General features: G+C 61.8%; 23 protein-coding genes. 15 read left to right on the top strand and 8 right to left on the bottom strand.

The window, feature by feature from the left end:
• Nucleotides 1–40 precede the first annotated feature (40 nt).
• The 7 genes from KGB07_RS03130 (at nucleotide 41) to KGB07_RS03100 (ending at nucleotide 9528) form a co-directional block, all read left to right on the top strand.
• Nucleotides 41–1540: a purine-cytosine permease family protein gene (locus KGB07_RS03130; protein ID WP_046037893.1), complete on the top strand. Its 1500-nt coding sequence runs from the start codon at nucleotides 41–43 to the stop codon at nucleotides 1538–1540.
• The gene (locus KGB07_RS03125; RefSeq protein WP_223464519.1) at nucleotides 1537–2379 is read left to right on the top strand and encodes a nitrilase family protein; all 843 of its coding nucleotides are present in this window, start codon (nucleotides 1537–1539) and stop codon (nucleotides 2377–2379) included. The genes KGB07_RS03130 and KGB07_RS03125 overlap by 4 nt, the downstream gene beginning before the upstream one ends.
• A gap of 87 nt (nucleotides 2380–2466) precedes the next feature.
• On the top strand, nucleotides 2467–3489 hold the full coding sequence (locus tag KGB07_RS03120; RefSeq protein WP_223464569.1) for a helix-turn-helix transcriptional regulator: 1023 nt from the start codon (nucleotides 2467–2469) through the stop codon (nucleotides 3487–3489).
• A gap of 201 nt (nucleotides 3490–3690) precedes the next feature.
• The gene (locus KGB07_RS03115; RefSeq protein WP_223464568.1) at nucleotides 3691–5487 is read left to right on the top strand and encodes an amidohydrolase; all 1797 of its coding nucleotides are present in this window, start codon (nucleotides 3691–3693) and stop codon (nucleotides 5485–5487) included.
• 18 nt (nucleotides 5488–5505) lie between these two features.
• Nucleotides 5506–7245: an amidohydrolase gene (locus KGB07_RS03110; protein WP_046037900.1), complete on the top strand. Its 1740-nt coding sequence runs from the start codon at nucleotides 5506–5508 to the stop codon at nucleotides 7243–7245.
• Between the two features lie 108 nt (nucleotides 7246–7353).
• Nucleotides 7354–8094: a TorF family putative porin gene (locus KGB07_RS03105; RefSeq protein ID WP_223464518.1), complete on the top strand. Its 741-nt coding sequence runs from the start codon at nucleotides 7354–7356 to the stop codon at nucleotides 8092–8094.
• 45 nt (nucleotides 8095–8139) lie between these two features.
• On the top strand, nucleotides 8140–9528 hold the full coding sequence (locus tag KGB07_RS03100) for a purine-cytosine permease family protein (protein ID WP_046037902.1): 1389 nt from the start codon (nucleotides 8140–8142) through the stop codon (nucleotides 9526–9528).
• Nucleotides 9529–9665: 137 nt separating this feature from the next.
• Here the strand turns inward: KGB07_RS03100 and KGB07_RS03095 are convergent, their stop codons facing one another.
• The 7 genes from KGB07_RS03095 to KGB07_RS03065 form a co-directional block, all read right to left on the bottom strand.
• Nucleotides 9666–10382: a L,D-transpeptidase gene (locus KGB07_RS03095; protein WP_223464513.1), complete on the bottom strand. Its 717-nt coding sequence runs from the start codon at nucleotides 10380–10382 to the stop codon at nucleotides 9666–9668.
• Nucleotides 10379–11137 (bottom strand): M15 family metallopeptidase, encoded by a 759-nt coding sequence (locus KGB07_RS03090; protein WP_046037906.1) that lies wholly within the window; start codon nucleotides 11135–11137, stop codon nucleotides 10379–10381. Before KGB07_RS03090 ends, KGB07_RS03095 begins: the two co-directional genes overlap by 4 nt.
• Nucleotides 11138–11170: 33 nt before the next feature.
• A complete protein-coding gene (lipA, locus tag KGB07_RS03085) occupies nucleotides 11171–12160 on the bottom strand; it encodes a lipoyl synthase (protein ID WP_223464512.1) in 990 nt (329 codons plus the stop codon).
• A 141-nt stretch (nucleotides 12161–12301) separates the two neighbouring features.
• On the bottom strand, nucleotides 12302–13558 hold the full coding sequence (gene glyA / locus KGB07_RS03080) for a serine hydroxymethyltransferase (RefSeq protein ID WP_223464511.1): 1257 nt from the start codon (nucleotides 13556–13558) through the stop codon (nucleotides 12302–12304).
• Between the two features lie 41 nt (nucleotides 13559–13599).
• A complete protein-coding gene (gene gcvH, locus KGB07_RS03075; protein ID WP_046037912.1) occupies nucleotides 13600–13983 on the bottom strand; it encodes a glycine cleavage system protein GcvH in 384 nt (127 codons plus the stop codon).
• A 386-nt stretch (nucleotides 13984–14369) separates the two neighbouring features.
• Nucleotides 14370–15878: a sigma-54-dependent transcriptional regulator gene (locus KGB07_RS03070; RefSeq protein WP_223464510.1), complete on the bottom strand. Its 1509-nt coding sequence runs from the start codon at nucleotides 15876–15878 to the stop codon at nucleotides 14370–14372.
• Nucleotides 15879–15946: 68 nt separating this feature from the next.
• Nucleotides 15947–16861, bottom strand: coding sequence for a LysR family transcriptional regulator (locus KGB07_RS03065; RefSeq protein ID WP_046037916.1), 915 nt, complete (start codon nucleotides 16859–16861; stop codon nucleotides 15947–15949).
• Between the two features lie 151 nt (nucleotides 16862–17012).
• Here KGB07_RS03065 and speB point away from each other — a divergent pair, with 151 nt between their 5' ends.
• The 5 genes from speB to KGB07_RS03040 all read left to right on the top strand — a co-directional run bounded on the left by speB (nucleotide 17013) and on the right by KGB07_RS03040 (nucleotide 23703).
• The gene (speB, locus tag KGB07_RS03060; protein ID WP_046037917.1) at nucleotides 17013–18014 is read left to right on the top strand and encodes an agmatinase; all 1002 of its coding nucleotides are present in this window, start codon (nucleotides 17013–17015) and stop codon (nucleotides 18012–18014) included.
• 53 nt (nucleotides 18015–18067) lie between these two features.
• Nucleotides 18068–19579 (top strand): aldehyde dehydrogenase family protein, encoded by a 1512-nt coding sequence (locus KGB07_RS03055; RefSeq protein ID WP_223464508.1) that lies wholly within the window; start codon nucleotides 18068–18070, stop codon nucleotides 19577–19579.
• A gap of 185 nt (nucleotides 19580–19764) precedes the next feature.
• Entirely contained in the window at nucleotides 19765–21339 is a 1575-nt protein-coding gene (locus tag KGB07_RS03050; protein ID WP_046037919.1) for a purine-cytosine permease family protein, read from the top strand.
• A 17-nt stretch (nucleotides 21340–21356) separates the two neighbouring features.
• Nucleotides 21357–23045, top strand: a complete 1689-nt coding sequence (betA, locus tag KGB07_RS03045) for a choline dehydrogenase (protein ID WP_223464567.1) — start codon at nucleotides 21357–21359, stop codon at nucleotides 23043–23045.
• A gap of 199 nt (nucleotides 23046–23244) precedes the next feature.
• Nucleotides 23245–23703, top strand: a complete 459-nt coding sequence (locus tag KGB07_RS03040) for a GNAT family N-acetyltransferase (protein ID WP_046037920.1) — start codon at nucleotides 23245–23247, stop codon at nucleotides 23701–23703.
• A gap of 13 nt (nucleotides 23704–23716) precedes the next feature.
• Here KGB07_RS03040 and KGB07_RS03035 read toward each other — a convergent pair whose 3' ends face one another.
• A complete protein-coding gene (locus tag KGB07_RS03035) occupies nucleotides 23717–24022 on the bottom strand; it encodes an NIPSNAP family protein (protein WP_046037921.1) in 306 nt (101 codons plus the stop codon).
• Between the two features lie 230 nt (nucleotides 24023–24252).
• Between KGB07_RS03035 and KGB07_RS03030 the strand changes: the two genes are divergently transcribed.
• The 3 genes from KGB07_RS03030 (at nucleotide 24253) to KGB07_RS03020 (ending at nucleotide 25987) form a co-directional block, all read left to right on the top strand.
• A complete protein-coding gene (locus KGB07_RS03030) occupies nucleotides 24253–24912 on the top strand; it encodes an ATPase (protein ID WP_223464506.1) in 660 nt (219 codons plus the stop codon).
• 67 nt (nucleotides 24913–24979) lie between these two features.
• Nucleotides 24980–25318, top strand: a complete 339-nt coding sequence (locus KGB07_RS03025; RefSeq protein ID WP_223464504.1) for a hypothetical protein — start codon at nucleotides 24980–24982, stop codon at nucleotides 25316–25318.
• Between the two features lie 273 nt (nucleotides 25319–25591).
• Nucleotides 25592–25987: a DUF1801 domain-containing protein gene (locus tag KGB07_RS03020; protein ID WP_223464502.1), complete on the top strand. Its 396-nt coding sequence runs from the start codon at nucleotides 25592–25594 to the stop codon at nucleotides 25985–25987.
• Nucleotides 25988–26032: the final 45 nt, after the last annotated feature.

The raw sequence follows: 26032 nt of genomic DNA, 5'->3' as shown, positions 1-26032 counted from the left end.
TACCCACAAAAACAACAAACAACAGCATAGGAACAATCGTATGTCAGGTTCCCCAGTGTCTGCGCACGCCGCCGAGGCGAGCGGCGGGTTGGCCATCGAAGGTCACTCCATCGACTACATCCCGGAAAACGAACGCCACGCCAAACTCAGCAGTCAGGGGCCATTCTGGTTCCTCGGCAATTTCCACTTCTTCACCATTTCCATCGGTTTTGTCGGCCCGAGCCTCGGCTTGTCGGCGCTGTGGACCATGCTGGCCGGTGCCCTGGGCATTATGTTCGGCACCATTTTCATGGCGTTCCACGGCTCCCAGGGCCCGGAAATGGGCCTGCCGCAGATGATCCAGTCCCGCGCCCAGTTCGGCTATCGCGGGGTGATCCTGGCGTTGATGGCGACGATGTTTGTATTCGTCGGTTTCAACGTGGTGAACATCTCGCTGATCATGAATGGCCTGGAGCATGTGTTCGGCATTAACCCGACCCTCGTCGCCGTGGCCGTGGTGCTGATTGGCGCGCTGTTGTCGATCTACGGCCACGACCTGATGCACAAGGCCTTCAAGTGGGCCTTGCTGGCGACCTTGCCGCTGTACGCACTGGTGACCATCGCCCTGATGTTTGGTGCGGGTCAGGAAGGCGTCACGCCGGCGACCGACCTGGGCTTCAACTGGGTGGCCTTCGCCACGCTGTTCGCCATCGGCGCGAGCTACAACATCTCCTATGCACCCTACGTGTCTGACTATTCCCGTTACCTGCCGAAAAACACCAGCCGGGCGAAACTGATCGCGGCGGTGTTCATCGGCGCCTCGTTGTCCGGCAGCTGGATGATCGGCCTCGGCGCCTGGCTGGCGCAGGAGCTGAAAGCGGCGGATGCGCTGGTGGCGTTGAATCAGGTCGGCTCCTCGATGGTGCCGGGGCTGGGCAATCTGCTGGTGATCGTCTCGGTGGCGGGCTTCCTACCGATCATCGCCCTCAACACGTACAGCGCCATGCTGACGCTGCTGACCGGCGTCGACTCGATCAGGAAAATCACCCCGACACCCCGTGCCCGAGTACTGTCGATCAGTGTGATCAGCGTCATTCTGTTGACCTGCGTGCTGTCGATCAAAGGTGACGGCATCGCGCTGCTGAACACCTTCCTGGTGTTGTTGCTGTACTTCCTCGTGCCGTGGACCGCCGTCAACCTGGTGGACTACTTCTTTGTGCGCAAGGGCCGCTACGCGATCCCGCATTTCTTCACGCCAAACGGCATCTACGGCGCCTGGCAATTTCGCGGCATCGTCTCGTACCTGATCGGCTTCGCCGCCATGGTGCCGTTCTTCTACATCTACGATGCCGCCGCCGGCAAAGAGGTCTTCGTCGGCCCGCTGGCGCGAGTGCTGGAAGGCGTGGACATCGCCTGGCTGGTGGGGCTGGTGGTGTCGGGCCTGACCTACTACCTGCTCAGCCGCTCGATTGATCTGGCCGCCGAACGCCGGGTGATCGACGCGCTGAGCGAGAGCGACATCGTCGCCATGACCCATTCATCTGCGGAGGCAGGGCGTTGAGCAGCGTAAAAAATACCGTGGTCGCCTGTTGCCAACTGGCACCGAAAATCGGCGATCTGGCGCACAACCGCACGCTCACCGAACGCGCGATTCGCCAGGCAGCCTTTCAAGGCGCGCAGGTCGTGGTGTTGCCGGAACTGGTGCAGAGCGGCTATCTGTTTGCCGACCGCTTTGAGGCGCTGTCGCTGGCGGAAACCGTTGACGGTCCGACCTTGCAACTGTGGCAGGCCCTGGCCCGTGAGCTGAATCTGGTGATCGTCGGCGGATTCTGCGAGCGCCTGCCCGGTGATGAACTGGCCAACAGCGCGGCGATGATCGACGCCAATGGCCTGCGCGCGGTGTACCGCAAGGCGCATCTGTGGGATGCCGAGAAGGACATCTTCACAGCCGGCGATGCGCCACCGCCGGTGGTCGAAACGGTGCATGGGCGGCTCGGCATGCTGATCTGCTACGACCTGGAATTCCCCGAGTGGGTGCGTCTTCCGGCGCTGGCCGGGGCCGATCTGCTGTGTGCACCGGTCAACTGGCCCGACGGCCCGCGGCCGCAAACCGAGCGCCCGGCTGAAGTGCTGCGGGTGCAGGCCAATGCCTCGGTTAATCGCATGTTCATTGCCGCCTGTGATCGCTATGGCCATGAGCGTGGGGTCGGCTGGGTCCAGGGTTCGGTCATAGTCGATGCCGATGGTTACCCGTTGGCCGGGCCGGCGGAGCAGGGCGGCGAGCAGATGTTGCTGGCCACCCTGAACCTCGCCGAGGCGCGCAACAAGCGCATCAGTGCGCGCAACGACCTGCATCAGGACCGCAGGCCGCAGTTGTACGGGCTGCACAGCACTTTGTAACCGTTGATGTCATTGCGTGCTGGACGCCCGTCACGGGCCTATGGCATCGTCGAAACCAAAGGCCATGCAGTGAACGGGATTGTAATGATGGGGGAGGGAAATAGAGTCGACGGTGACGCAGCGAAGGTCACGCTCAAGGCGTTCAATCATTGCGTATTGCACCTTGGCCGGCTGGCGCGGGAGAGCGGGGCGTCGCGATTCATCGCCGATGGCCTGCAGGCATTCGGTCAACTGGTGCCCTTCGCGTCTGCCTGGTGGGGCGAGATGTCGACACCAGGCCCTGATGTTCCCCCCCAGAGCTGGATGCACGGCAGCATCAATCTCCCCGAATCCTTTGCCGCCGAATGGCATCCGGTGGCGGCCAACGATCAGTTCTCCCACGCCACGCTCAATCGTCCCGGTGAGGTGGTGCGCGACAACGGTTTCAACGACCCGTGCGAGGCGGTCAACGATTTTGCCCGGCGCTACGATCTCTACCACTTGATGAGCATCACCTATGAGCTGCCCGAAAGCGGCTTGATGTTTTTCGTCTGCCTCTACCGTGGCCTGGATGAACAGGCGTTCGAGGAGAACGAAGCCGAGCTGTTTTCGGCATTCTGCGATCACCTGTTCCAGCTATGGCGGTTCCAGGTGCAGGACATGATTCGCTTCGATAGCGAAAACGGCGCGAGTGATTTTGGCGTCGCGCGCTTGGACGGCAGCCTGCTGTATGTGGGCGCCAGGTTGTGCGCCGCCATTCAACGGGAATTACCTGGCTGGAGCGGTTCAATGCTGCCGGGCGAGGTGATCGCGCAACTGTCGAAGGCACCCTGCGTGATCCGCCTGGGCCGTTGCGCCCTGACCCTGAGCCCCAACGCCGGACACGTCATCCTGTCCCTCGAAGCACCGTCGGGCGGGGACGGCCTGGCGCCACGGGAGCGCACGGCAGCGATGCTGTTCGCCGCCGGCCACTCCTACAAGGAAATCGCCAAGATGCTCGCCCTGAGCCCCGCGACCGTGCGTACCTACCTGCGCAATTGCTACTTGCAGCTGGGTGTGAAAAGCAAGGTGGAACTGGGTTCGGCCCTGCGTTCGCCGGGTGCGCTGGCGGAGTCCGTGCGCCGGGATTAATCCCAGCCGTTTCAATTATTTGCCTTACCCCTCCTCATTTGCAGAGGTCCATTCGAACGCTGTGCCCTATAGGGTAGGCCCTGTCTATCAGGGGCTGGCGCAGTCGCTTCGGGCCGCTTCAAAACAATAAGAACAGGGGTGAGGCATTTGAGACTTTCCAGGCTTTTTGTCGCCGTCGCGGCGACGACGGCATTTTCCGGCATGGCATTGGCGGCGACACCCGCCGACACGGTCATGCGCAATGGCTACGTCTACACCGTCGATGGCAAGAATTCCGTGCAGCAGGCCATTGCCATTTCGGGCGGCAAGATCGTCTATGTCGGCAGCGATGCCGGGGTCGACGGCTACATCGGCAAGCAAACACAACTGATCGACCTGGCCGGGCGCATGCTGATGCCGGGCTTCGTCGATGCGCACATGCACCCGGGGGATGGCGGTCGCGCCATGACCTTGTGCGACCTGAAATACCAGACCATGACCCGCGCGCAGTTTCAGGCGAGCATCCAGGCCTGCCTCGATGCCGACAAGGACAAGGGTCCGGACGTGTGGCTGGAAGTCGGTAGCTGGGACCGCATGGGCATGACCGGGCTCGACGGCGACGCCGACAAATCGACCCTGGACGCGCTCAAGACCAAGCGTCCGATCCAGGTGCGCTCCACCGACTTCCACACCGTGCTGACCAACTCTCGCGGCCTGGAACTGGCCGGCATCAACAAGAAAACCGCCGACCCTGAAGATGGCAAATACCGACGCGACAGCGCCGGCAACCCGAACGGCATCTGTGAAGACGGCGCCGCCGAATCGTTGGCCGCCGTGGTGCCGCCTGCCACCGACGCGGAAAAACTCAATCAGGTCCGTGCAGCCCTCGACGCCATGCGCCAGCAAGGCATCACCAGTTTCTTCGATGCGCTGTCCGGCCCGGAAAACGGCAAAGCCTTCACCAGCCTGCAGAAGTCCGGCGAACTGACCGCCCGGGCCTTGCTGGCGATCAAGCTGGACCCGGCCGCCGCTGCCGCCGACCCGGTGAAAACCATCGCCGAGGCCAAGGCCCTGGCCAGTACCTACGACCAGGGCGAAGTGCATGCCGCGCCGGGCGTGAACATGCGCCACGTCAAACTGTTCATGGACGGCATCATCAATGCCCCGGCGGACACCGGCGCCATGTTGACCCCGTACCTGCACAACAGCGGCACCGACAAGGCGCCGAAGTGGACGCCGGGCAAGAACCTGGGCGAACTGTACTTCCCGTCGCAAGTGCTCAATCCGTTGTTGCTGCAAGCGGTCAAGGCCGGTCTCGATCCGCACCTGCACGCCACCGGCGAGCGCGCGGTGCGCGATGCACTGGACAGCGTCGCCTACGTGCGCAAGGAACTGCCCGGTCAAGACTTCCGCCCGGCCATCGCGCACGCCGAGTCAGTCGACCCTGCCGACTATTCGCGCTTCAAGGCACTGGACGTCACGGCCACCATGTCGTTCCAGTGGGCGCAGCAGGCACCGTCCACGGTCGACGGCACCAGTGATCACCTTGGCGCCGCGCGATTTGCGCGCATGGAACCCTCGGGCAGCATCGCCCATGCCGGCGGTCGAGTGGCGTTTGGCAGCGATTGGCCGGTCGATCCGCTGGATGAGTTCCTCGCGCTGAAAGTCGGTGTCACCCGTTCCGGCGACCCCACCAATCCGCACAGCTATGGGCCGAAGTATGCCGGGCGACTCAATGCCGATCCGGCGCTGTCGCGAGCCGAAGTGCTGCGCAGCATCACCCTCAGTTCCGCCGAACAGCTGAAGCTGGACGCGGTGCTGGGCTCGGTCGAAGTCGGCAAGTTCGCTGACCTGATCGTGCTCGACAAGAACTTCATGCAGGTGCCCGAGGAGGAACTGGGCCGCAATGACGTGCTGCTGACGCTGGTCGGCGGCAAGGTCGTGTGGGCCAAGGCGCCGTTCCTCGGGCTTGCGCCACACGTGGTTTCCCAAGCGGTTACTTCCCGATCCGCCCCATAAAAACTAGAGAGCGTTCCGATGCGATTGATTCCAAACCTGTTGGCCGCCGCGCTGGCCTTGTCGTCGGTGCAGGCCATGGCCGCCGCCGACCTGGTGTTGTTCAACGGCAAGGTCTTTACCGCCGAACCCGGCCAGGCACTGGTGCAGGCTGTTGCGGTGCAAGACGGCAAGATTCTGAAAGTGGGCAGCGATGCCGAAATCAACGCTCTGGCCGATGCCAAGACCCAGCGCATCGACCTGGCGGGCAAAGTGTTGATGCCGGGCATGATCGACACCCACAGCCACCCGGTCACGGGCGCTTTCGACAGCATGAAGGCCAACCTGCTGGACGAGGTCAAACCCTTGCCGGAACTGGAGCAATGGTTGATCGAAGAAGACAAGGCCGGACGTGCCCGCTCCGGCGACGTGATCAGCGTGGCCGGGGTCAGTTCGGCCTACTGGGAGAAAAGCCGTGAACTGGGCAAGGTGTTCAATCAGGGACGCTGGGCGGATCAACCGATTGTCTTCAGCGGCATCGACGGCCACACCGGTTGGGCCAACAACGCGATGCTCAAGCGCTTGAACATCGACGCGGCACTGGTCAAAAGCCTGCCGGAAAAAGAGCGCGGCTACATCGGCCATGAAGCGGACTTCACGCCGAACGGCTACTTCGCCGAATCCCGCTGGGACGTGGTGCGCAACGGTATTCCGGCGCCCACCCCGGAGGCCATGCTCAAGGCCGCTCGCGAGGCGGTGAAGATCAACAATCAGTTCGGCGTCACCGCCTGGATGGACGCGGCGGCGAACGGCGGCAGTGAAGATTCGCTGTTCGATTTCCATGCCACCGCGGAAAGTGTCGGCGTGCTGCCGCTGTACAAGGAGCTGGCGCAGAACGGCGAGCTCAGTGCCCACGTCGCCGCGTTGATGGTCACCAATCCGAAGAGCAAACCCGCCGACCTGGAAGTGATCGCCACGGTGATGAAGCAGTTCGAGGGCGTGCCTAACCTGACGTTCCCCGGCATCAAGGTGTTTGTCGACGGCATTCTCGAATTCCCGGGGCAAACCGCAGCGGTCATCGTGCCGTTCAAGAACAGCCATAAAAATGGTCAGTTGCTGACCGACCCGGCGCACTTCGGCGAACTGGTGGTGGCGGCGGAAAAACGCGGCTGGATCGTGCACATGCACGCCGTCGGCGACCGCGCGGTGCGTGAAGCGCTCAATGGCGTGGCGTATGCGCGCAAGCTCAGCCCGACGCCGGTGCCCCACAGCATCGCGCACCTGCAACTGGTCAACCCCAAGGAGTTTCCACGCTTCAAAGAACTGGGCGTGATCGCTTCGATGCAACTGCTGTGGGCCACCGGCGAGTCCTACACCGTCGAACTGGTCAAGCCTTACATCAGCGCCTTTGCCTACGGTTACCAGTATCCCGCGCGGTCCCTGCATAACGCCGGCGCGACGATTGCCGGTGGCAGCGACTGGCCGGTGTCGAGCGCCAACCCGTTCAACGCCATTGCCCAGGCCAGCACGCGCAAAGGTCCGTTGGGCGTGCTCAATGCCAAGGAAAGCATCGACCGCCAGACCATGTTCTACGCCTACACCATCAACGCGGCGAAAACCCTGCGCCTGGAGCAGCAGATCGGTTCGCTGGCACCGGGCAAGCAGGCCGACCTGATCATCCTCGACCGTGATGTGTTCAAGGTCAGCGATGACGACCTGTTCGAAACCAAAGTCCTGAACACCTTCTTCGCCGGCAAGCAGGTCTACGCCCCCGCGTCCTGACCTGCGAACACCCAGCACCCGCAAAAAACTGCCAGCCCCTCGTAGCGCGAGGGGCCTGGCATCGCCATGCCTGAAATTCCCCGTACGCCATAACAACAAGAGAACTGTATGAACGCACTTTCAGCATTGACCCTCGCAGCACTCGCACTGGCCCCCCTGACCAGCCAGGCCCTGGCCCTCAACGATGATTTCAGCCTGGATATGACCCTGGGCGTCGTCAGCGACTACCGTTCCCGGGGCATCTCGCAAACCCTGGGCGATCCGGCGGTACAGGGCGGCGCAACGCTGCTGCACAGCAGCGGCCTGTACATCGGCGCCTGGACCTCCAACGTGGATTTCGGCGGCGGCTTCGACACCCGGCAGGAGCGTGAGTACTACGCCGGTTACTACTGGCAGGCGACGGACGCGATCAGCCTGGATCTGGGCTACATCAAGTACGACTACCCGAAAAATTCCGAATTCAACCTGAGCGAAATCTACGCCGTCCTCGACCTGTACGGCGTGAAGCTGGGTGCCAATTACTCCAAGGACACGCCGAACGTTTTCGGCGAAGACCAGGACACGCTCTACACTTACGTCGGCTACAAGTTCACGCTGCCGGCCGAAGTCGGCCTGGAGTTGCGCGTGGGACGCAACGACGTGAAAGACCCGGCTTTCTGGTCCTCCAACGGCGACAACCGCGAGGCCTACTACGAGTGGGAGGCCAAGTTGACCCGTGATTTTGTTGGCGTGACCTGGGGCCTGAGCTATGTCGACACCGACCTGACGAAGAGTGAATGCAGTGGCTGGTATGGCTATGACGACCTGTGCTCGGCCACGGTCGTTGCAAGTGCCACCAAGACCTTCTAGGTTCAACCTCGACGATAAAAACAGCTCCTCAAAGGAAACACCGTCATGAGTGCGCAACGCAGTCCCCTGGTCGAGACCCGCTCGATCGATTTCATTCCCGAGGCTGAGCGACATGGCAGTCTCTACAGCCAGTTCACCCTGTGGCTCGGCGCCAACCTGCAAATCACCGCCATCGTCACCGGCGCCCTGGCCGTGGTGCTGGGCGGCGATGTGTTCTGGTCGCTGATCGGCTTGCTGATCGGGCAAGTGCTCGGCGGTGCCGTGGTGGCGCTGCACGCGGCGCAAGGGCCGAAGCTCGGCTTGCCGCAGATGATCTCCAGTCGCGTGCAGTTCGGGGTGTATGGCGCGGCGATCCCGATTGTTTTGGTGTGCCTGATGTATCTGGGTTTCAGCGCCACCGGCGCGGTGCTGTCGGGGCAGGCGATCGCGCAGTTGATCAGTGTCAGCGACAGCACCGGCATCCTGATTTTCGCGGCGTGCATCGCGTTCCTGACGATCTTCGGGTATCGGGTGATTCACCTGGTCGGGCGGGTGGCCAGCGTGCTGGGCATCATCGCCTTCGCCTACCTGTTCACCCGGTTGATGACCCTCAACGACATCGGCCTGCTGCTCGACAATCGTCATTTTGCCTGGGGTACTTTCCTGCTGGCGGTTTCGCTCTCGGCATCCTGGCAGATCGCCTTCGGCCCCTACGTGGCGGACTACTCACGCTACCTGCCGAGCAAGACTTCATCGTGGAAAACCTTCACCGCCGTGGGCCTCGGCACAGTGCTGGGGGCTCAGACTTCGATGGTGCTGGGGGTGTTCGCCGCCGCACTGGCCGGGGCCAATTTCCGTGGGCACGAAGTGGCGACGATTGTCGGCCTGGGCAGTAGCGGTGTGATCGCGTCCTTGCTGTACCTGAGCATTGTGTTCGGCAAGGTCACGGTGTCCACCCTCAACGCCTACGGCAGTTTCATGTGCATCGCCACCATCATCAGTGGTTTTCGTCGTCGCCTGGAAATCACCGCCCGCCAGCGCATGCTGTTTGTGCTGCTGATCGTCGCGGCGTCCACCGCGCTGGCATTGCTGGGGCAGTACTCGTTCCTCAACTCGTTCAAGTACTTCATCCTGTTTTTGCTGACGTTCTTCACCCCGTGGAGCGCGATCAACCTGGTGGATTACTACTTCATCAACAAGGAGCGTTACGACATTCCTGCGTTGTCCGACCCGAACGGGCGCTATGGTCGCTGGAACGTGCTGGGAATCAGCGTCTATGTGATCGGCGTGTTGATCCAGTTGCCTTTTGTCGACACCCATTTCTACTCCGGGCCGATGGTTGCGCTACTGGGTGGCGTGGATATTTCCTGGATCGTCGGGCTGCTGGTGCCGGGTGTGATCTATTACGCGCTGGCCAAGCCGTCGATGAGTGGAGTGGTGGTTGAGCGGGGTTAATACCCGCACTTATGGCGAGGGAGCTTTTGTGGCGAGGGAGCTTGCTCCCGCTGGACTGCGCAGCAGGCCCATCTTTTAGGGCCGCTTCGCGCCCCAACGGGAGCAAGCTCCCTCGCCACAGGTTCAGCGTTTACCAGTTAGCGCTTCGGCAGTTTCCAACGCTCACGCAACCGTTCGTACTGCGCTTCAGGCAATTGCACCAGCACCGGGGATTTGCCCGGGTCCAGCCAATCGAACAACCGCGCGATATCCCCCGGGTCCATGGCCGTACAGCCACGGGTAGGTGCACTGGGGCCACGCCAGATGTGGAAGAAAATGCATGAACCGGCAGCAGGAGAGGCCGGAATGTTGTGCTGGATGACGATGCCTTGGCGGTACAGCTCATCCGAGCGGCGCATCCGTTCGGAGCTGTTCCAGTCCTTTTCGACGACCGCTCCGTCGACCAGTTCGTTGTAGCGAGTCGATTGGCTGTCATCCACGCATTCGATGGTCGGCGTCAACGGTAGATAAGGCAGGCGGGTTTCGGCCGCAGGCGCGTAGCCAAACGCCGTGCCCAGCTTGAACATTCCTGCCGGTGCCTTGCCATCGCCTTCCTGTTTGACCAGTCCTTCAGGTTGCCCGATATCGAGCAGCCCCTTGCCCCAACCCATGCCGTTCTTGCCGAGCACCACAGCAAAGGGCGCTTCGAATTTTTGGAAGGCCTGCCCGTGACGCTCATAACGCTGTGCAGTACCCTGAATGTCATCCCAGCTTTTACTGGTGACCACGATCAGTTGGTCGCTGCCGTCGAGTCCCTGGGCCATTGCGGCCAGCGGAAACAACGCCACCAACAGGGCCTTGAGCAGAATGTTCATGGTGCAAGCGGCGTGATGGGGAAGTCCATGACGTCCGGCTTCGGCGGATTCCCGCTGTACGTGAAGTGCCACCACTCAGCCGAATAACCCACAAAGCCTTCCTTGGCCATGGCACTGGTCAGGCGCTGGCGATTGGCTTTGGCCGTGGCGTTGATCAGCGTCGAGTCGGTGTGCGCCCGCTCATCGAAGCAGTCAAAGCCGGTACCCATGTCGAGGGCGCCGTCGTGCCAGCGCTTGCCATAAGGTGCCGTGCAATCCACTGGCGTGGCAGAAGGCGTCCAGGTGTCGGCAGGCAGGGCGTCGGGACCGGTCATCGTCAGGTCGACTGTGTTGCCCCGGGAATGATTGGACACCCGGGCCACATAACCCAGGCGCCAGAAGTCCTGCTTGTCGACCCGTGGATAGAACTCGGTCTTCAGCGGGTCGCCAGGTTCGGTGGCGAAGCGGCCCATGTCCGCCACCGCACGCTTGGGTCGATAGCAGTCGAATACTTTCAAGCCGTAGCCTTCGGCTTTCAGTGAGCGTTGCACTCGGGCTAACGCCTTCGCAGCGTCCTCCGACAGTAGACATTCCGCCGCCTGGTAGCCGTCGAGCGGGTGCCCGGTGAAGTTGTGCGCGCTGGCGTAGCGGATGTCCTGCTCTATGCCCGGGTCGACGCTGCGCACATACACCATGTGCCCGGGTTTCGACTCGTCGGCCATGCACGGCGTGGCAAGGCTCAGGCACAGCAACAACAGACAGGGTGAACGCGACATCGGAAAAGGCTCCATGCATGACCAGTCATTCCATCATGGCTTGAAACCGTCCGTACCTCCATGAAGTTGTTGATCGGCGTGATAGGACGAACGCACCAGCGGCCCGGACGCCACGTTCTTGAAGCCCATGCGCGTGCCTTCCTCGGCGAACCAGGCAAAGGTGTCCGGGTGCACGAAGCGCTGCACCGGCAAGTGACTGCGCGAGGGTTGCAGGTATTGGCCGAGGGTCAGCATGTCGATGTCGTGCTCGCGCATGCGCTGCATGACCTCGATGACTTCCTCGTCGGTTTCGCCAAGGCCCAGCATCAGGCCGGATTTGGTCGGCACATGGGGCACCGCTTGCTTGAACTTTTGCAGCAGGTCCAGCGACCACTCGAAGTCCGAACCCGGCCGTGCAGCCTTGTACAGGCGCGGCACGGTTTCCAGGTTGTGGTTGAACACATCCGGCGGCTCATTGGCGGTGATTGCCAGGGCCACGTCCATGCGTCCGCGATAATCCGGCACCAGGGTTTCCAGTTGAATGCCGGGGGACAGCTTGCGGATTTCCCGCAGGCAATCGACAAAGTGTTGGGCGCCGCCGTCGCGCAAATCGTCGCGGTCCACCGAGGTGATCACCACGTACTTCAAGCGCAGCTCGGCGATGGCCACGGCGAGGTTCATCGGCTCGTTGGCGTCCAGCGGTTTGGGCCGGCCATGGCCGACATCGCAGAACGGACAGCGACGGGTGCAGATGTCGCCCATGATCATGAAAGTCGCCGTGCCACCGGAAAAACACTCGCCGAGGTTCGGGCACGAAGCTTCTTCGCAGACGCTGTGCAGTTTGTGCTTGCGCAGCAGCTGCTTGATCCGGTCGACCTCGGGAGAGATCGGCATGCGCACGCGAATCCAGTCCGGTTTGCGCGGGAATTCATCCGTGGGAATGATCTTCACCGGAATCCGCGCGACCTTTTCCGCTCCGCGCAGTTTGGTGCCGATTTCTACTTTGGCCGGGCTCTTGCCGGTCGATTCGACAATGGCATTCATGATGCTTTCCTTGTGCAACAGGGCGCAGAACCTGTAGGAGTGAGCCTGCTCGCGATAGCGTCGTATCAGTCAATATGAATAGCGACTGATCCACCGCTATCGCGAGCAGGCTCGCTCCTACAGGGGTTTTGTGTTGTGTGCTCAGTCGCGGTAGACCGGGAAGTCGGCGCACAGGGCGGCCGCCTGCCGGGCGACATTGGCCTCGATATCGGCATCGCCCAAGTGATCGAGGATGTCGCAGATCCAGCCGGCCAGGGCAATGCTTTGCGCTTCCTTGAAGCCACGGCTGGTGATCGCCGGCGTACCGATGCGCAGGCCGGAGGTCACGAACGGCGATTGCGGATCGTTGGGCACGGCGTTCTTGTTCACGGTGATGCCGGCACGGCCGAGGGCGGCGTCAGCGTCTTTGCCGGTCAGGCCCTGGCGGATCAGGCTGACCAGGAACAAGTGGTTGTCGGTACCGCCGGACACCACGTCGTAACCGCGCTCGATAAACACTTGCGCCATGGCCTGGGCGTTGCGGATCACTTGTGCCTGATAAGTCTTGAAGCCTGGTTCCAGCGCTTCCTTGAAGCACACGGCCTTGGCGGCGATCACGTGCATCAGCGGGCCACCCTGACCGCCGGGGAATACCGCGGCGTTTAGCTTCTTCTCCAGCTCCGGGTTGGCCTTGGCCAGAATCAGACCGCCACGGGGGCCGCGCAGGGTCTTGTGGGTGGTGGTGGTGACCACGTCGGCGTAGGGCAGGGGATTGGGGTACAGACCGGTCGCCACCAAGCCGGCGACGTGGGCCATGTCGACGAAGAAATACGCGCCGACCTTGTCCGCGATCTGACGGAAGCGCGGGAAGTCCAGGGTCTTCGAATAGGCCGAGAACCCGGCGATGATCATCTTCGGCTTGTGCTCGACCGCCAGGCGCTCGACTTCGTCGTAGTCGATCAGGCCCGTGGTGGTGTCGATGCCGTACTGCACGGCGTTGTACAGCTTGCCGGAAAAACTCACCTTGGCCCCGTGGGTCAGGTGACCGCCGTGGGCCAGGCTCATGCCCAGCACGGTGTCGCCGGCTTGCAGCAGGGCCAGATAAACCGCGGCGTTGGCCTGGCTGCCGGAGTGCGGCTGGACGTTGGCGTAATCGGCGCCGAACAGCTGTTTGGCGCGATCGATGGCCAGTTGCTCGACCACATCGACGTGCTCGCAGCCGCCGTAGTAACGCTTGCCCGGATAGCCTTCGGCGTACTTGTTGGTCAGGCCGCTGCCTTGTGCCTCCATCACCCGCTGGCTGGTGTAGTTTTCCGAGGCAATCAGTTCGATATGGTGCTCCTGCCGCGCATCCTCGGCGTTCATCGCCGCCAGCAGTTCGTCGTCATAGCCTTTGATCTGGTCGTGCTTGCTGAACATGGTGTGGTCCTTTTGCGGATTCGGGAAATGCCCAGGGGGCTTCAAGCGTCGGCGTGTTCTGCGGTCAGGCGTTCATAGGCGTCTTGATCCAGTAGATCGCTCAACGCCAGGGCATCGACCGGTTTGAAGCGAAAGAACCAGCCTTCACCCAATGGGTCTTCGTTGACCAGTTCCGGGGTGCTCTCCAGCGTCGTGTTGATCTCGACCACTTCACCGTCCAGCGGCATGCCGATACTGCTGGCGGCCTTCACCGATTCCAGCACCGACACTTCAGCGCCTGCATCGAAGGCGCCCAGTTCAGGCACTTGAACGAACACCACATCCCCCAACGCCTGCTGGGCAAACGCGGTGATGCCGACGGTGACCAGGCCATTGCTCTCAAGGCGCAACCATTCGTGATCGACGGTAAAACGCAATTGGCTCATATCAACTCCTTATTGTTTTAAGGCTCGTGGCGGGACGACGAGCGGGGTTGCAGGAGTGATAGCAAGGGCGGTGCCAATGTTTTTTATTTGTTTTAAATCAATGGCTTGAAGTGATTTTATTAAGTGCGAAAGATTCCATTCGTATTGAAATCAATACAGACAAGCAGGGCAGTGGGCGCAGACGCCGTAATTGCGGGTGGGAAAGGTTTTGTCTTGATTTCGCTACGCTGTATCGATTTGCAGACGAAAAGTGCAGATGCAACACAGTCCACTGTAGGAGTGAGCCTGCTCGCGATGAGGGCGTGTCAGTCGAAATGTATGTTGACTGTCAGGCCGCTATCGCGAGCAGGCTCGCTCCTACAGGGGAATGTGTTCCGACAGATCACTCAGGGCTTGGCGGGAATCCCATACTTGCGCAATCGAATCGCGATGGCGCTATGGGACGTCTGCAACCGCGCCGCCAGCAACCGGCTGGACGGATAGCTGCGATAAAGCTGTTCCAGCAGGTTCTTCTCAAAGTCGCCAACCGCCTCTTCCAGGCTGCCGACTTCGCCGTCGTTCTGCCGCTCAACGGCGGTGCGGGCGATGTCCAGGTCGTCGATGTCCACCAGCGGGTTTTCGCAAATCGCCGCTGCGCGAAAGATCACGTTTTGCAGTTGCCGCACGTTGCCCGGCCAGCGGTTGCCGAGCAGGGCGCTGAAGGTGCTCGGTGCCAAACGACACGGCGGTCGCTGGATCTGCGCGCAGGCCTGTTGCATGAAGTGATTGGCCATCAGCAGGATGTCATGACCACGCTCGCGCAGCGGCGGCACTTGCAGGTTGAGCACGTTGAGACGGTAGAACAGGTCTTCGCGAAAACGCCCTTCGGCGACCATTTTTTCCAGGTCGCGGTGGGTCGCGCTGAGCACCCGCACATTGACCCGAACCTCTTTGTCGCCACCGACCCGACGGAAGCAGCCATCGCTCAAGAAACGCAACAACTTGGCCTGCAGATAGGGCGACATTTCCCCCACTTCATCGAGGAACACCGTGCCCTGGTCGGCCAGTTCCAGCAGGCCGAGCTTGCCGCCCCGTTGCGCGCCGGTGAAGGCACCGGGGGCGTAGCCGAACAGTTCGCTTTCGGCCAGGCTCTCCGGCAGCGCCGCGCAGTTCAGGGCCAGAAACGGCGCATCGTGCCGTGGGCTGATGGCATGGCAGGCGCGGGCCACCAGCTCCTTGCCGGTGCCGGTTTCACCCTGGATCAGCAACGGCGCATCGAGGGCCGCCACCCGTTGGGCGCGGGCCTTGAGCGCACGGATCGGCGGCGATTCGCCGAGCAGCGCATCGAAGCCTTCGGCATGGTCATGGTGCAGCGCCGACAGGCGTTCGCCAATGCGACTGGGTTGATACAGGGTGAGCAGCGCGCCGGCGTCGGTGATCGGCATCGCGTCGAGCAGCAGCGTCTGGCCGCCGAGACTGACCTCGTGCATCGGCAGGCGGAAATGCTGAGCGATCAAGGTGCGCTGCAAATCGGCATCGTCGAACAGCGCGGTCAGCGATTCACCAGCCGGTTCGCGGCCGCAGAGGGCGATCAGCGCCGGGTTGGCCAGCAGCACATGACCGCGGTCATCCACCGCCAGCACCGGGTCGGAACTGGCTGCCAGCAACGCGTCCAGTTGCAGGCGCCGGCGTTGCCCCGGAAGGATGTCGACCATGGTCACCGCTTGCACGCCGCGCACGTCGAAAAGTGCCTCGCGCAACTCTTCCAGCACCTCGGCGCCGAGGGTCGGCGCATCGATGTAGACGTTCGGCGGCACCATCTCCACGGCGTCCAGGTTGAAACTGCGACCACCGAGCAGGGCCAGCACTTCCTGGGTGATGCCGACGCGGTCGATGAAGGTGACGTGGATGCGCATGACGGGCCTGCAAGGTTGGCGAACCGAATCAGTATGCCCGGCAAAATTTGAATTTGGCGAGTGTCACATCACGGCTTGCCGGTTTTACGGGCGCTGGCGGCCAAGTCCTCGAGGAACGCCTGGAGGATCGGTGGCGGTGCCGCGCCGCGTCGGGTGATCACGTCGAATGGCGATTTCAAACGCAGACTCCCTGGGGCCAACTGGTGCATCTCGCCGCTCTTGACCCACTGGGCGGCGAAGTGCTCAGGCAGAAAACCCAGGTAGGCGCCGGAAATGATCAGGATCGCGGTGGCTTCGATGTTGTCCACGGTGGCGGCCGCCTTGCTCACGCCCAGGTGTTCGAGGTCGTATTGCTGCATGTAGCCGCGCACGACGATGCGCCCGGCAGCGACTTCTTCGAGCAGTTCCTCACCTTCGGCGTGGCTGCCGAACAAGGGGTGACGCCGGCCGCAATACAAACCCAGGGCTTCCTGGTACAGCGGTGATTGCAGCAACCCCGGCACATGGATCGGAAAGTGCCCGATGGCCAGGTGCAGGCGACCGTCGAGCACCCGTTCTTCGAGTTCCGCCGGGGTGCCGACGTACACGTTCAGATGCACGTCATGGCCCCGTGAAACGAAGCGCTGGGTGGTGCGCGGAATCGGTGAGTCGGGGTCGGTGATCGTGGTGTCGATGATCCCCAGGTTGAGCTTGCCGCTGATGTGCTGCTTGAGCACGTCGGCGTCCATGCAGAAGTTTTCCACCGCCGACAGCAGGCGCTGGGTGGCTTCATGAATGGCCACCCCTTGTTCGGTCAGGCGAAAGCCGCTGCGCCCGCGCTGGCAGAGTTTGACCCCGAGACGGGTTTCCAGGTGGGTCATCTGTTCGCTGATGGTCGACTGCCCGGCATTGAGCGCCGCCTGCGCAGCGGAAAAGCCGCCGCAGCGGACAATCGTGGCAAACACCCTGAGCAGTTTCAGGTCGACATCGTGCAGCTGGATCATCTTTGACCTCCGGCCTGTGGATGCATCGGCAATACCGATATGAGTATCTGATGTTTAGCATTTTTTCCACGAAAACCTGCGCCCATAGTCTTTCCAACGGCGGTCGCCTTGCAGTCCGCCAAGCCGATAACAAGAAGTGGAGAGGCTAGAAATGTCGAACAACGGTTATGAATCCGGTCGCCTGAACCTGCCATTCGTAGGTCATTGCACCTTTGGCAAATCCCCGGTGTGCACCGATTGGGATGCACTGGATGCCGACGTCGCGGTGCTCGGCGTGCCCAACGATATGGGCACCCAGTGGCGCTCCGGCGCACGCTTCGGACCACGCGGGATTCGCGAAGCATCGACGCTGTTTTCCTTCGGCCACGCTGGCGCCTACGATCACGAAGATGACGTGATGTACCTCACCGCATCGGACGTGCGCATGGTCGACGTCGGTGATGCCGACATCGTCCACACCGACATGGTCACCAGCAACAAGAACACCGAATACGCCGTGCGCAAGATCCTCGACGCCGGCGTGATGCCGGTGGTGCTCGGCGGCGACCACTCAGTGCACGCGCCAGTGATCAAGGCCTTCGAAGGCCGCGGCCCGATCCACATCATTCACTTCGATGCGCACCTGGATTTCGTCGACGAACGCCACGGTGTTCGCTACGGCCACGGCAACCCGCTGCGCCGCGCCTCGGAAATGAACCACATTGTCGGCATGACCCAGATGGGCATCCGCAACGTGTCGTCGTCCAACCGCGACGACTATGAAGCGGCCCATGAAGCCGGCTCGAAAATCCTCTCAGTGCGTGACGTGCGTCGCCTTGGCGTCGAGGGTGTGCTGGCGCTGATCCCGCAGGACATCAACTACTACATCACCATCGACATCGACGGTTTCGACCCGTCCATCGCCCCCGGCACCGGCACCCCGAGCCACGGCGGCTTCCTCTACTACGAAGTGCTGGAAATCATCCAGGCCCTGGCCAAGCGCAGCAAAGGCAACATCGTCGGCATGGACCTGGTGGAAGTGGCACCGGTCTACGACCCGACCGGCATGACCTCGATCCTGGCCGCGCAACTGTTGCTCAACAGCATCGGTTTCATCTTCCACGAGCGTGGCAAGGTGCGGGCAGCCGCCGAGAGCGAAGCCGCATCAGCCTGATCATCGAAACCAGTGACCCGGCAGGCTCTGACTGCCGGGCAGAGAGAACAAAAATGGACACGATCGTCAAAAGTTACCTGCAAAAATTCGGCGTCAGCGAAGCCACCCAGACCTTCCTCAGCAAGGTCCAGAAAATGTTCATCGGCGGCGCCTGGGTCGAAGCCAGCGACGGCCAGACTTCCGATGTGATCGAACCTTCGACCGAAGGCCTGATCACCCGCATTCCCATGGGCACCACCGATGACCTGGACCGCGCCGTGCAAGCCGCCCGCGCGCAGTTCGACGGCGGCGCCTGGCGCCAGGCCAAACCGGCCGAACGCGAGCGCATGATGCAGCGCCTGGCCGACCTGATCGAGCAGAACGCTGCTGAACTGGCGGAAATCGAATCCATCGACATGGGCAAATCGGTTGCCTTCGCCAAGGACGTGGACATCCAGGGCACCGTGGATACCCTGCGTTACTTCGCCGGCTGGGCTACCAAACTGCACGGGCGTACCGTCGAACCTTCGCTGCCGGGCAACTACCTGGCCTATACCCGCAAGGAAGCGGTGGGCGTAGTTGGCGCCATCGTGCCGTGGAACTTCCCGCTGCAAACCATGGCCTGGAAGCTCGGCGCGGCGCTGGCGACCGGTTGCACCGTGGTGGTCAAGCCTGCCGAACTGACTTCGTTGTCGGCCCTGCGTTTTGCTGAACTGGTGCAGGAAGCAGGTATTCCCGACGGCGTGATCAACATCGTCACCGGGCGCGGCAGCGTGGTCGGTGCGGCCATGGCCACCCACCCGGGCATCGACAAACTGACCTTCACCGGTTCGACCCCGGTCGGCCAGACTGTCGGCCGCGCAGCGCTGAATGACATGAAGCGCCTGACCCTGGAACTCGGTGGCAAATCACCGGTCATCGTCTGCGCCGACGCCGACATCCCGGCCGCCGCCCAAGCGGTCGCCAACGGCGTGTTTTTCAACTCCGGGCAGGTATGCGACGCCGGTACACGGGCCTATATTCATAGGAGTGTCTACGACGAGTTCCTGCGCGAACTGATTGCCTACACACGCACCCTGAAAATCGCCCCGGGCCTGGATCCTGATTGCTTCATCGGCCCGCTGGTTTCGGCCCTGCAAAAGCAGCGCGTGACCGAGTACATCGAAACCGGCAAGGCCGAAGGCGCCGAACTGGTCTACGGCGGCCAACCGGTCGATGGCCCAGGCTTCTTCGTCGAGCCGACCATCTTCGCCAATTGCCGCAACGACATGCGCATTGTCCAGGAAGAGATCTTCGGCCCGGTGCTGGTCACCGCACCGTTCGACGACGAGGAAGAAGCGCTGGCCCTGGCCAACGATTCGCCCTTCGGCCTGGCGGCGGCACTGTATTCCAACGACCTGGGCAAGGTGCACAGCCTGATTCCACGCTTGAAAGCAGGCTCGGTCTACGTCAACGCCCACGGCACCCTCGATCCGTCGATGCCGTTCGGTGGCTACAAGCAGTCCGGATTCGGCAAGGACCTGGGCGCCGAGCAGCTCGACTACCTGCTCGAAACCAAGGCGGTGTGGATCACGCTGCCGGGCTGACGCGCCCCCACAATCAAAAGGCATCTGCAACAACGCCAGGTAGGCACGGGCAACACTGAACCTGTGGCGAGGGAGCTTGCTCCCGCTGGACTGCGCAGCAGTCCCATTTTCAGGGCCACAGGGGAGTCGTTCACCCGAAAGAACGCGGTTATCTCGTCATGATCTTCCAACAATAAGAGTCCATCATGAACACTAACGCCAAGTCCGCCCCGAGCGTGTCCAGCCTCGACGAAAAATCCGTCGTCGAGGGGCATTCGATTGACTTCATCCCCGAGAACGAGCGCACTGACAAGCTGGCCAGTCAGGGCCCGTTCTGGTTCCTCGGCAATTTCACCTTCTTCACCATGACCATCGGCTTCGTTGGCCCAAGCGTCGGCCTGACCGCGCTCTGGACCACGCTGGCCGGCACGCTGGGCATCATGTTCGGCACACTGTTCATGGCGTTTCACGGCTCCCAGGGCCCGCACCTTGGCCTGCCGCAGATGATCCAGTCCCGTGCGCAGTTCGGTTATCGCGGGGTAATCCTGGTGTTGCTGGCGACGCTGTTCGTGTTCGCCGGCTTCAACATCGTCAACCTGGTACTGATGATGCAGGGGCTGCACACGCTGTTCGGGTTCAACCCCGCAGTGATCGCAGTGGCGGTGACCATACCGGCGGCGGTGCTGGCGATTCTCGGCCATGACTGGATGCACCGCAGCTTCAAATGGGCGCTGTACCTGTCGTTGCCGCTGTATGGCCTGGTGACCTTGGCGGTGGTGATGGGCTGGGTGCCGGATGCGGTGCTGCCGGCACTCGCGGAAGGCGAAGTGGCCCGTGAGCCGCTGGGTTTCAACTGGACCGGTTTCATCGCGCAGTTTGCGGCGGCGGCCAGTTACAACATCGCCTACGCCCCTTACGTGTCGGACTACTCGCGCTACCTGCCGAAAAATACCTCCAGCGGCAAGCTGATCGCCGTGGTGTTCCTCGGGGCTTCGTTGTCCGGTGCGTGGATGATTTCCGTGGGTGGCTGGCTGGCCGATCACCTGCACTCCACTGACGTGCTGGTGGCCCTCGGGCAAGTCGGCAACACCGTGTCGCCGCTGGTGGGCACGGCGGTGGTGGTGGTCACCATCCTGGCGTTCCTGCCGGTGATCGCGATGAACATCTACAGTGCCAAGCTGACCACGCTGACCTGCGTCGATTCGATCAAGCACATCGAACCAACCCGCAGGGCACGCATCCTGGCCATCGGCTTCGTGATCCTGCTGCAACTGGGCGTAGCCCTGAGCATCCAGAGTTCCGGCAAAGGCCTGTCGGTGCTGGGGATCTACCTGGTGGTGATGCTGTACTTCCTGGTGCCCTGGACCTCGGTCAACCTCACCGACTACTTCTTTGTGCGCAAGGGCCGCTACGCCATCCCGCACTTCTTCATGCCCCACGGCAACATCTACGGCAGCTGGGGCCTGCGCGGCATCGCCGCCTATGCCATCGGCTTTATCTCGATGATCCCGTTCTTCTACATCTACGACGGCGTTGAACAGCGCGAAGTGTATGTCGGCCCGCTCGCCAAGGCGCTGGGCAGCATCGACATCGCCTGGCTGGTCGGGCTGATCGTATCGGGCCTGGCGTACTACTGGCTGAGCCGCTCGATCGATCTGAAACGCGAGGAAGCAGTGATCCAGCAGATCGAGAAAAACTCCCCGCAATACACCACCGGCGACACGCTGACCCACAAACAGCAGCCACTGCCGGTTTTCACTGAATCGACGGTCGGGAGATAGTCATGACCACGCAAAAAATGGCTACACAAAAATACGACTACATCATCATTGGCGCAGGCTCGGCGGGTTGTGTGTTGGCCAACCGCCTGAGCGAAGACCCGGCCACCTCGGTGCTGGTCCTGGAATTCGGCGGCAGTGACAAGAGCGTAGTGATCCAGATGCCGAGCGCATTCTCGATCCCGATGAACACCAAGAAGTACAACTGGCGCTACGAGACCGAGCCGGAGACCCACCTCAACGGCCGACGCATTCACTGCCCACGGGGCAAGGTGCTGGGCGGCTCGTCGTCGATCAACGGCCTGGTGTACATCCGTGGCCACGCGCTGGACTTTGACGAGTGGGAATCCCTGGGTGCCGAAGGCTGGGGCTATCGCAACTGCCTGCCGTACTTCAAGCGCGCCGAGAGCTACGAGTCGGGCGGCGACGCCTATCGTGGGCAAACCGGGCCGCTGCACACCACCAACGGCAACCACATGAAAAACCCGCTGTACGGTGCGTGGGTCGAAGCCGGCGCGGAGGCGGGCTACATCAAGACCGAAGACTGCAACGGCTACATGCAGGAAGGTTTCGGTGCCATGCACATGACCGTGAAGAACGGCGTGCGCTGCTCCACCGCCAACGCCTATCTGCGCCCGGCCATGGGCCGTCCGAACCTGACGGTGGTCACCCATGCGATGACCCGTCAGATCATTCTCGAAGGCAAGCGTGCGGTGGGGGTCATGTATGACCACGGTGGTCAGACCCACCAGGTGTTTTGCAACCGCGAAGTGCTGATCTCGTCCGGGCCGATCGGCTCGCCGCACCTGTTGCAACGCTCGGGCATTGGCCCGGCGGACGTCCTGCGCAAGGCCGGGATCGGCGTACGCCACGACCTGCCGGGAGTAGGGGAGAACCTGCAGGATCACGCCGAGGTATACATCCAGTTCGGTTGCAAGGAACCGGTGACCCTCAACAACAAGATGGACCCGCTGAGCAAGCTGATGATCGGTCTGCGCTGGCTGCTGTTCAAGGACGGCCTGGGCGCCACCAACCACTTCGAGGCCGGTGGTTTCATCCGCTCCGAGAAGGGCCTGCGCTGGCCGGACATCCAGTTCCACTTCCTGCCGGCGGCGATGCGCTACGACGGCAACAAGCCGATCAAGGGCCACGGCTTCATGGTGCTGACCGGGCCGAACAAACCGAAAAGCCGCGGCTATGTGCGGGTTCGCTCGGCCGATCCGTACGAGCATCCGGAAATTCGCTTCAACTACCTGGAGCGGGAAGAGGACCGCGAAGGTTTCCGCCGCTGCATTCGCCTGACCCGCGAGATCATCGGCCAGAAAGCCATGGACCGCTTCCGTGACGGCGAAATCGCCCCGGGCGCGCAGGTGACCAGCGATGAAGACCTTGACGCCTTCGTGCGCGACAACCTGGAAAGCACCTACCATCCGTGCGGCTCGTGCCGCATGGGCGAGGACGACATGGCGGTGGTCGATTCCGAGTTGCGCGTGCGTGGCATCGCCGGTCTGCGGGTGATCGATTCGTCGGTGTTCCCGACCGAGCCGAACGGCAACCTCAATGCGCCGACCATCATGCTCGCCGAGCGCGCCTCCGATCTGGTGCGTGGCGCACAGATGTTGCCGTCAGCGGATGTGCCGGTTGGGTTGGTCGAAGGCTGGGAGAGCAGCCAGCGTACTTCGCTGCCGGGGCGTAACGTGCGCGTTTGACCGCAACCCGCGATCCAATGTAGGAGCGAGCCTGCTCGCGATAGCGGTCTGTCAGTCAACTTCACTGTTGAATCTGATGGCCTCATCGCGAGCAGGCTCGCTCCTACAGGGGACGGCGGTGCTTTCAGGAAAATAGTGCGTCGCTGTTCCGTGGCCATTGCTAGTCTGTAATTCCTTGAGACCGCAATGGAGCACCCTCATGGCTATTCAGGCCCTGCGCGCCGACGCATCGCACATCGACCAGATCGCCCCCTTGTTTGACGCCTACCGGATGTTCTACAAGCAGACGTCGAATCTTGCGCAATCGCGCGCCTTCATCGCCGAGCGACTCGCCCGGGGTGAATCGGTGATATTTCTTGCCCAGGACACCGACGGCGAAAACCTCGGCTTCGTCCAGCTGTTCCCGACCTTTTCCTCGATCGATGCCCATCGCACCTGGCTGCTCGGTGATCTGTTCACCACGCCTGCCGCCCGGGGCAAAGGCGTCGGCACACTGCTGATGAACACCGCCCGGGATTTTGCGAAGCTGGCCGGCGGCAAAGGCATGACCCTGGAAACCGCCACCGACAACCTCACCGCCCAACGCCTGTATGAATCCCTGGGCTGGGTGCGCGACCCCGGTTACTTCACCTATTGCCTGGATCTGAAAAAAGACTGACTCAGCGATCCAGTCAGCCAAGCACCGGCCGCATGAACGAACGCTCGTAGCTGAGGATGAATTTCTTCTCCTCGGCGTACTTGAACGCGGCGATGCACTCTGGATCGTTCATCGACTGCTGCCGGTAATGTTCGTACTCCGCCAGGCTGGGGAAGGTGAACAGCGCCAGAGCGATGTTGTTGGCGCCCTCCGATGGCAAAAAGTAGCCGTGGTGCTGGCCGCCGAATTTTTCCACCAGGGGAATCCACAACTTGCCGTAGTGCTCGAAAGCGTCGAGCTGATAGGGATCGAGCACGTATTTCAGGTAGCAGGTCACCATTGTTTCGTTCCTTGATCAGGTTTTGAGGGCAGTCGCCACTGTAATCAACCGTGGGCGCCCGGCACAGCCGCTTGTTCGACTTTGATCGGTAAGTTTGCGCCAGAGGCAGGCGCTGGCGCCGCCACACTATTGGTTCAGTCAATAGTCACCATCAAGAATCGCAAGTTCTGTTTTTTGCGCAAAGGCGGAAAATTGCCTGCATTGAACACGCTGCTCAAGGAACCTGCGCGATGAAAATCTTGACCCGACTGGCTGCGATTGCCCTGTTGCTGGGCAGCGTTGCATCCACCGCTCCGGCCTTTGCCGAAGATGCACGCTGCCATCTGCCGCCCATCACCGCTGGCCAGGTCGGGTTGCAATACGGGCAGACGCTCGGGGTGCTGTACAGCGAAAACACCGTGGAAAACCTGCAATACCTCAAGCAATACCACTCGGTGGCCGTCAACGGTGCGAAGAACGCACTGGATGCGCGGATTCGCCAGGCGTTCGTCAACAGCTCCGATCCGGACCTGGCCATCGACTGGCTGATGAGCTCGCTGCACCACACCTTTCTGTCGGTGACGGTCTACGACAACCTCGATGCGCTGGTACAGGCCCACCCGGACGTGGTGGTGATGCTCGATACCCACAACCAGTTGCTGACCCAGCGTAACGACCGGGTCGAGGCGCGATTCGCCGCGCGGTTCTACGACGCCAACCTGCAGTACATCGGCAAGGCCGAAGGCGCGGTGGAAAAACAACTGCCGTCGGTGTGGGTGCATGACAAGGCCGCACCCGAGATCGCCGCGCAAATCGAACAGCAACGCGACCTGCAACTGACCGCGCTGAAACAGTTCGATGCGTCGCTGAAGGCGCTGGTAACCGCCGGATTGACCGCAACAACAAATTAATCAGCCCAACGCCCATTGAGCGGCGGGCAAGCCGATCCATCGTAGATTTCTTTTCAGGACCTGATTCATGCGCACTGTTTTTGCCCCAAGCCTGGCCTTCGCCTCGCTGCTGCTGGCCGGTTGTGCCACGCCGAACAATCCGACCATGACCTTGCACACCAGCAAGTCGCCGGAGGAGTACACCCATTGCGTGGTGCCGAAGTTGCAGCACGATGCGCTCAACCCAACGGTGTCGCAGACCCAGCGCAGCTACCGCATCGTCATCCCGAGCAAAGTGTCGGCGGACAATGTGCTGGAAACCTATAAAGCCTCGAACGGCGGCAAGGTGTTCCTGTACGAGCGCAAACTGCTGGCGTCGACCTTCGTGCCATCGACGTTCGAGCGTGCGGCGCAGGAGTGTTTGTAAGGGTAATTCCAGGCAAAAAAAAGCTGCCGGGAGGGGCAGCAGAAAGTTAAAGCACGCATTGGATGGCCTGAGTATGACTCCCGGTTCATGACGATTCGATGACAACTTGATGGACATTCATCAGGATGCCAAAAATCCTGCTGCGAGTGATTAACTGTGGCGCGGGAGCAAGCGCCCTGTGCCCCAGGCGCCGTCAGTCAGCGATTCCTGAAAACCTTCGAACACCGTCTACCCTCATCGGTCACAACCATCATGATGAGGGTCGAAACGGTGATGAAAACGGACAAGGTTGAAACAAACGAAGCCTCGGCGCTGATCGACGAACGAATCCGGGAACTGGCCGACTGGCGCGGCGAAACCCTGGCCCACGTCCGCAAGGTCATCCACCAGGCCAACCCCGAAGTGATCGAAGAGTGGAAGTGGCGGGGCGTGCCGGTGTGGTCCCATTCCGGCATCATTTGCACCGGCGAGACCTACAAGCAAGTGGTGAAGTTGACCTTCGCCAAGGGCGCTTCGCTGGACGATCCGTCGAAGCTGTTCAACGCAAGCCTTGAAGGCAATACCCGGCGTGCCATCGATCTCCGCGAGGGTGAGCAGATCGATGAAGCGGCGCTGACGGCGTTGATTCAGGCGGCCATTGAGCTCAATACCTCGCGCAGCAAGAAGTAAGCTCGCTACCGCAGGGGACGGTGCCCACCTGACCGTTTTGGATAT

The organism is Pseudomonas sp. GL-RE-26 (assembly GCF_019956275.1).
Taxonomy (GTDB): Bacteria; Pseudomonadota; Gammaproteobacteria; order Pseudomonadales; family Pseudomonadaceae; genus Aquipseudomonas; species Aquipseudomonas grandcourensis.
Note: the sequence above shows the minus strand (reverse complement) of the source record. Positions and strands in the feature narration are given on the sequence as shown.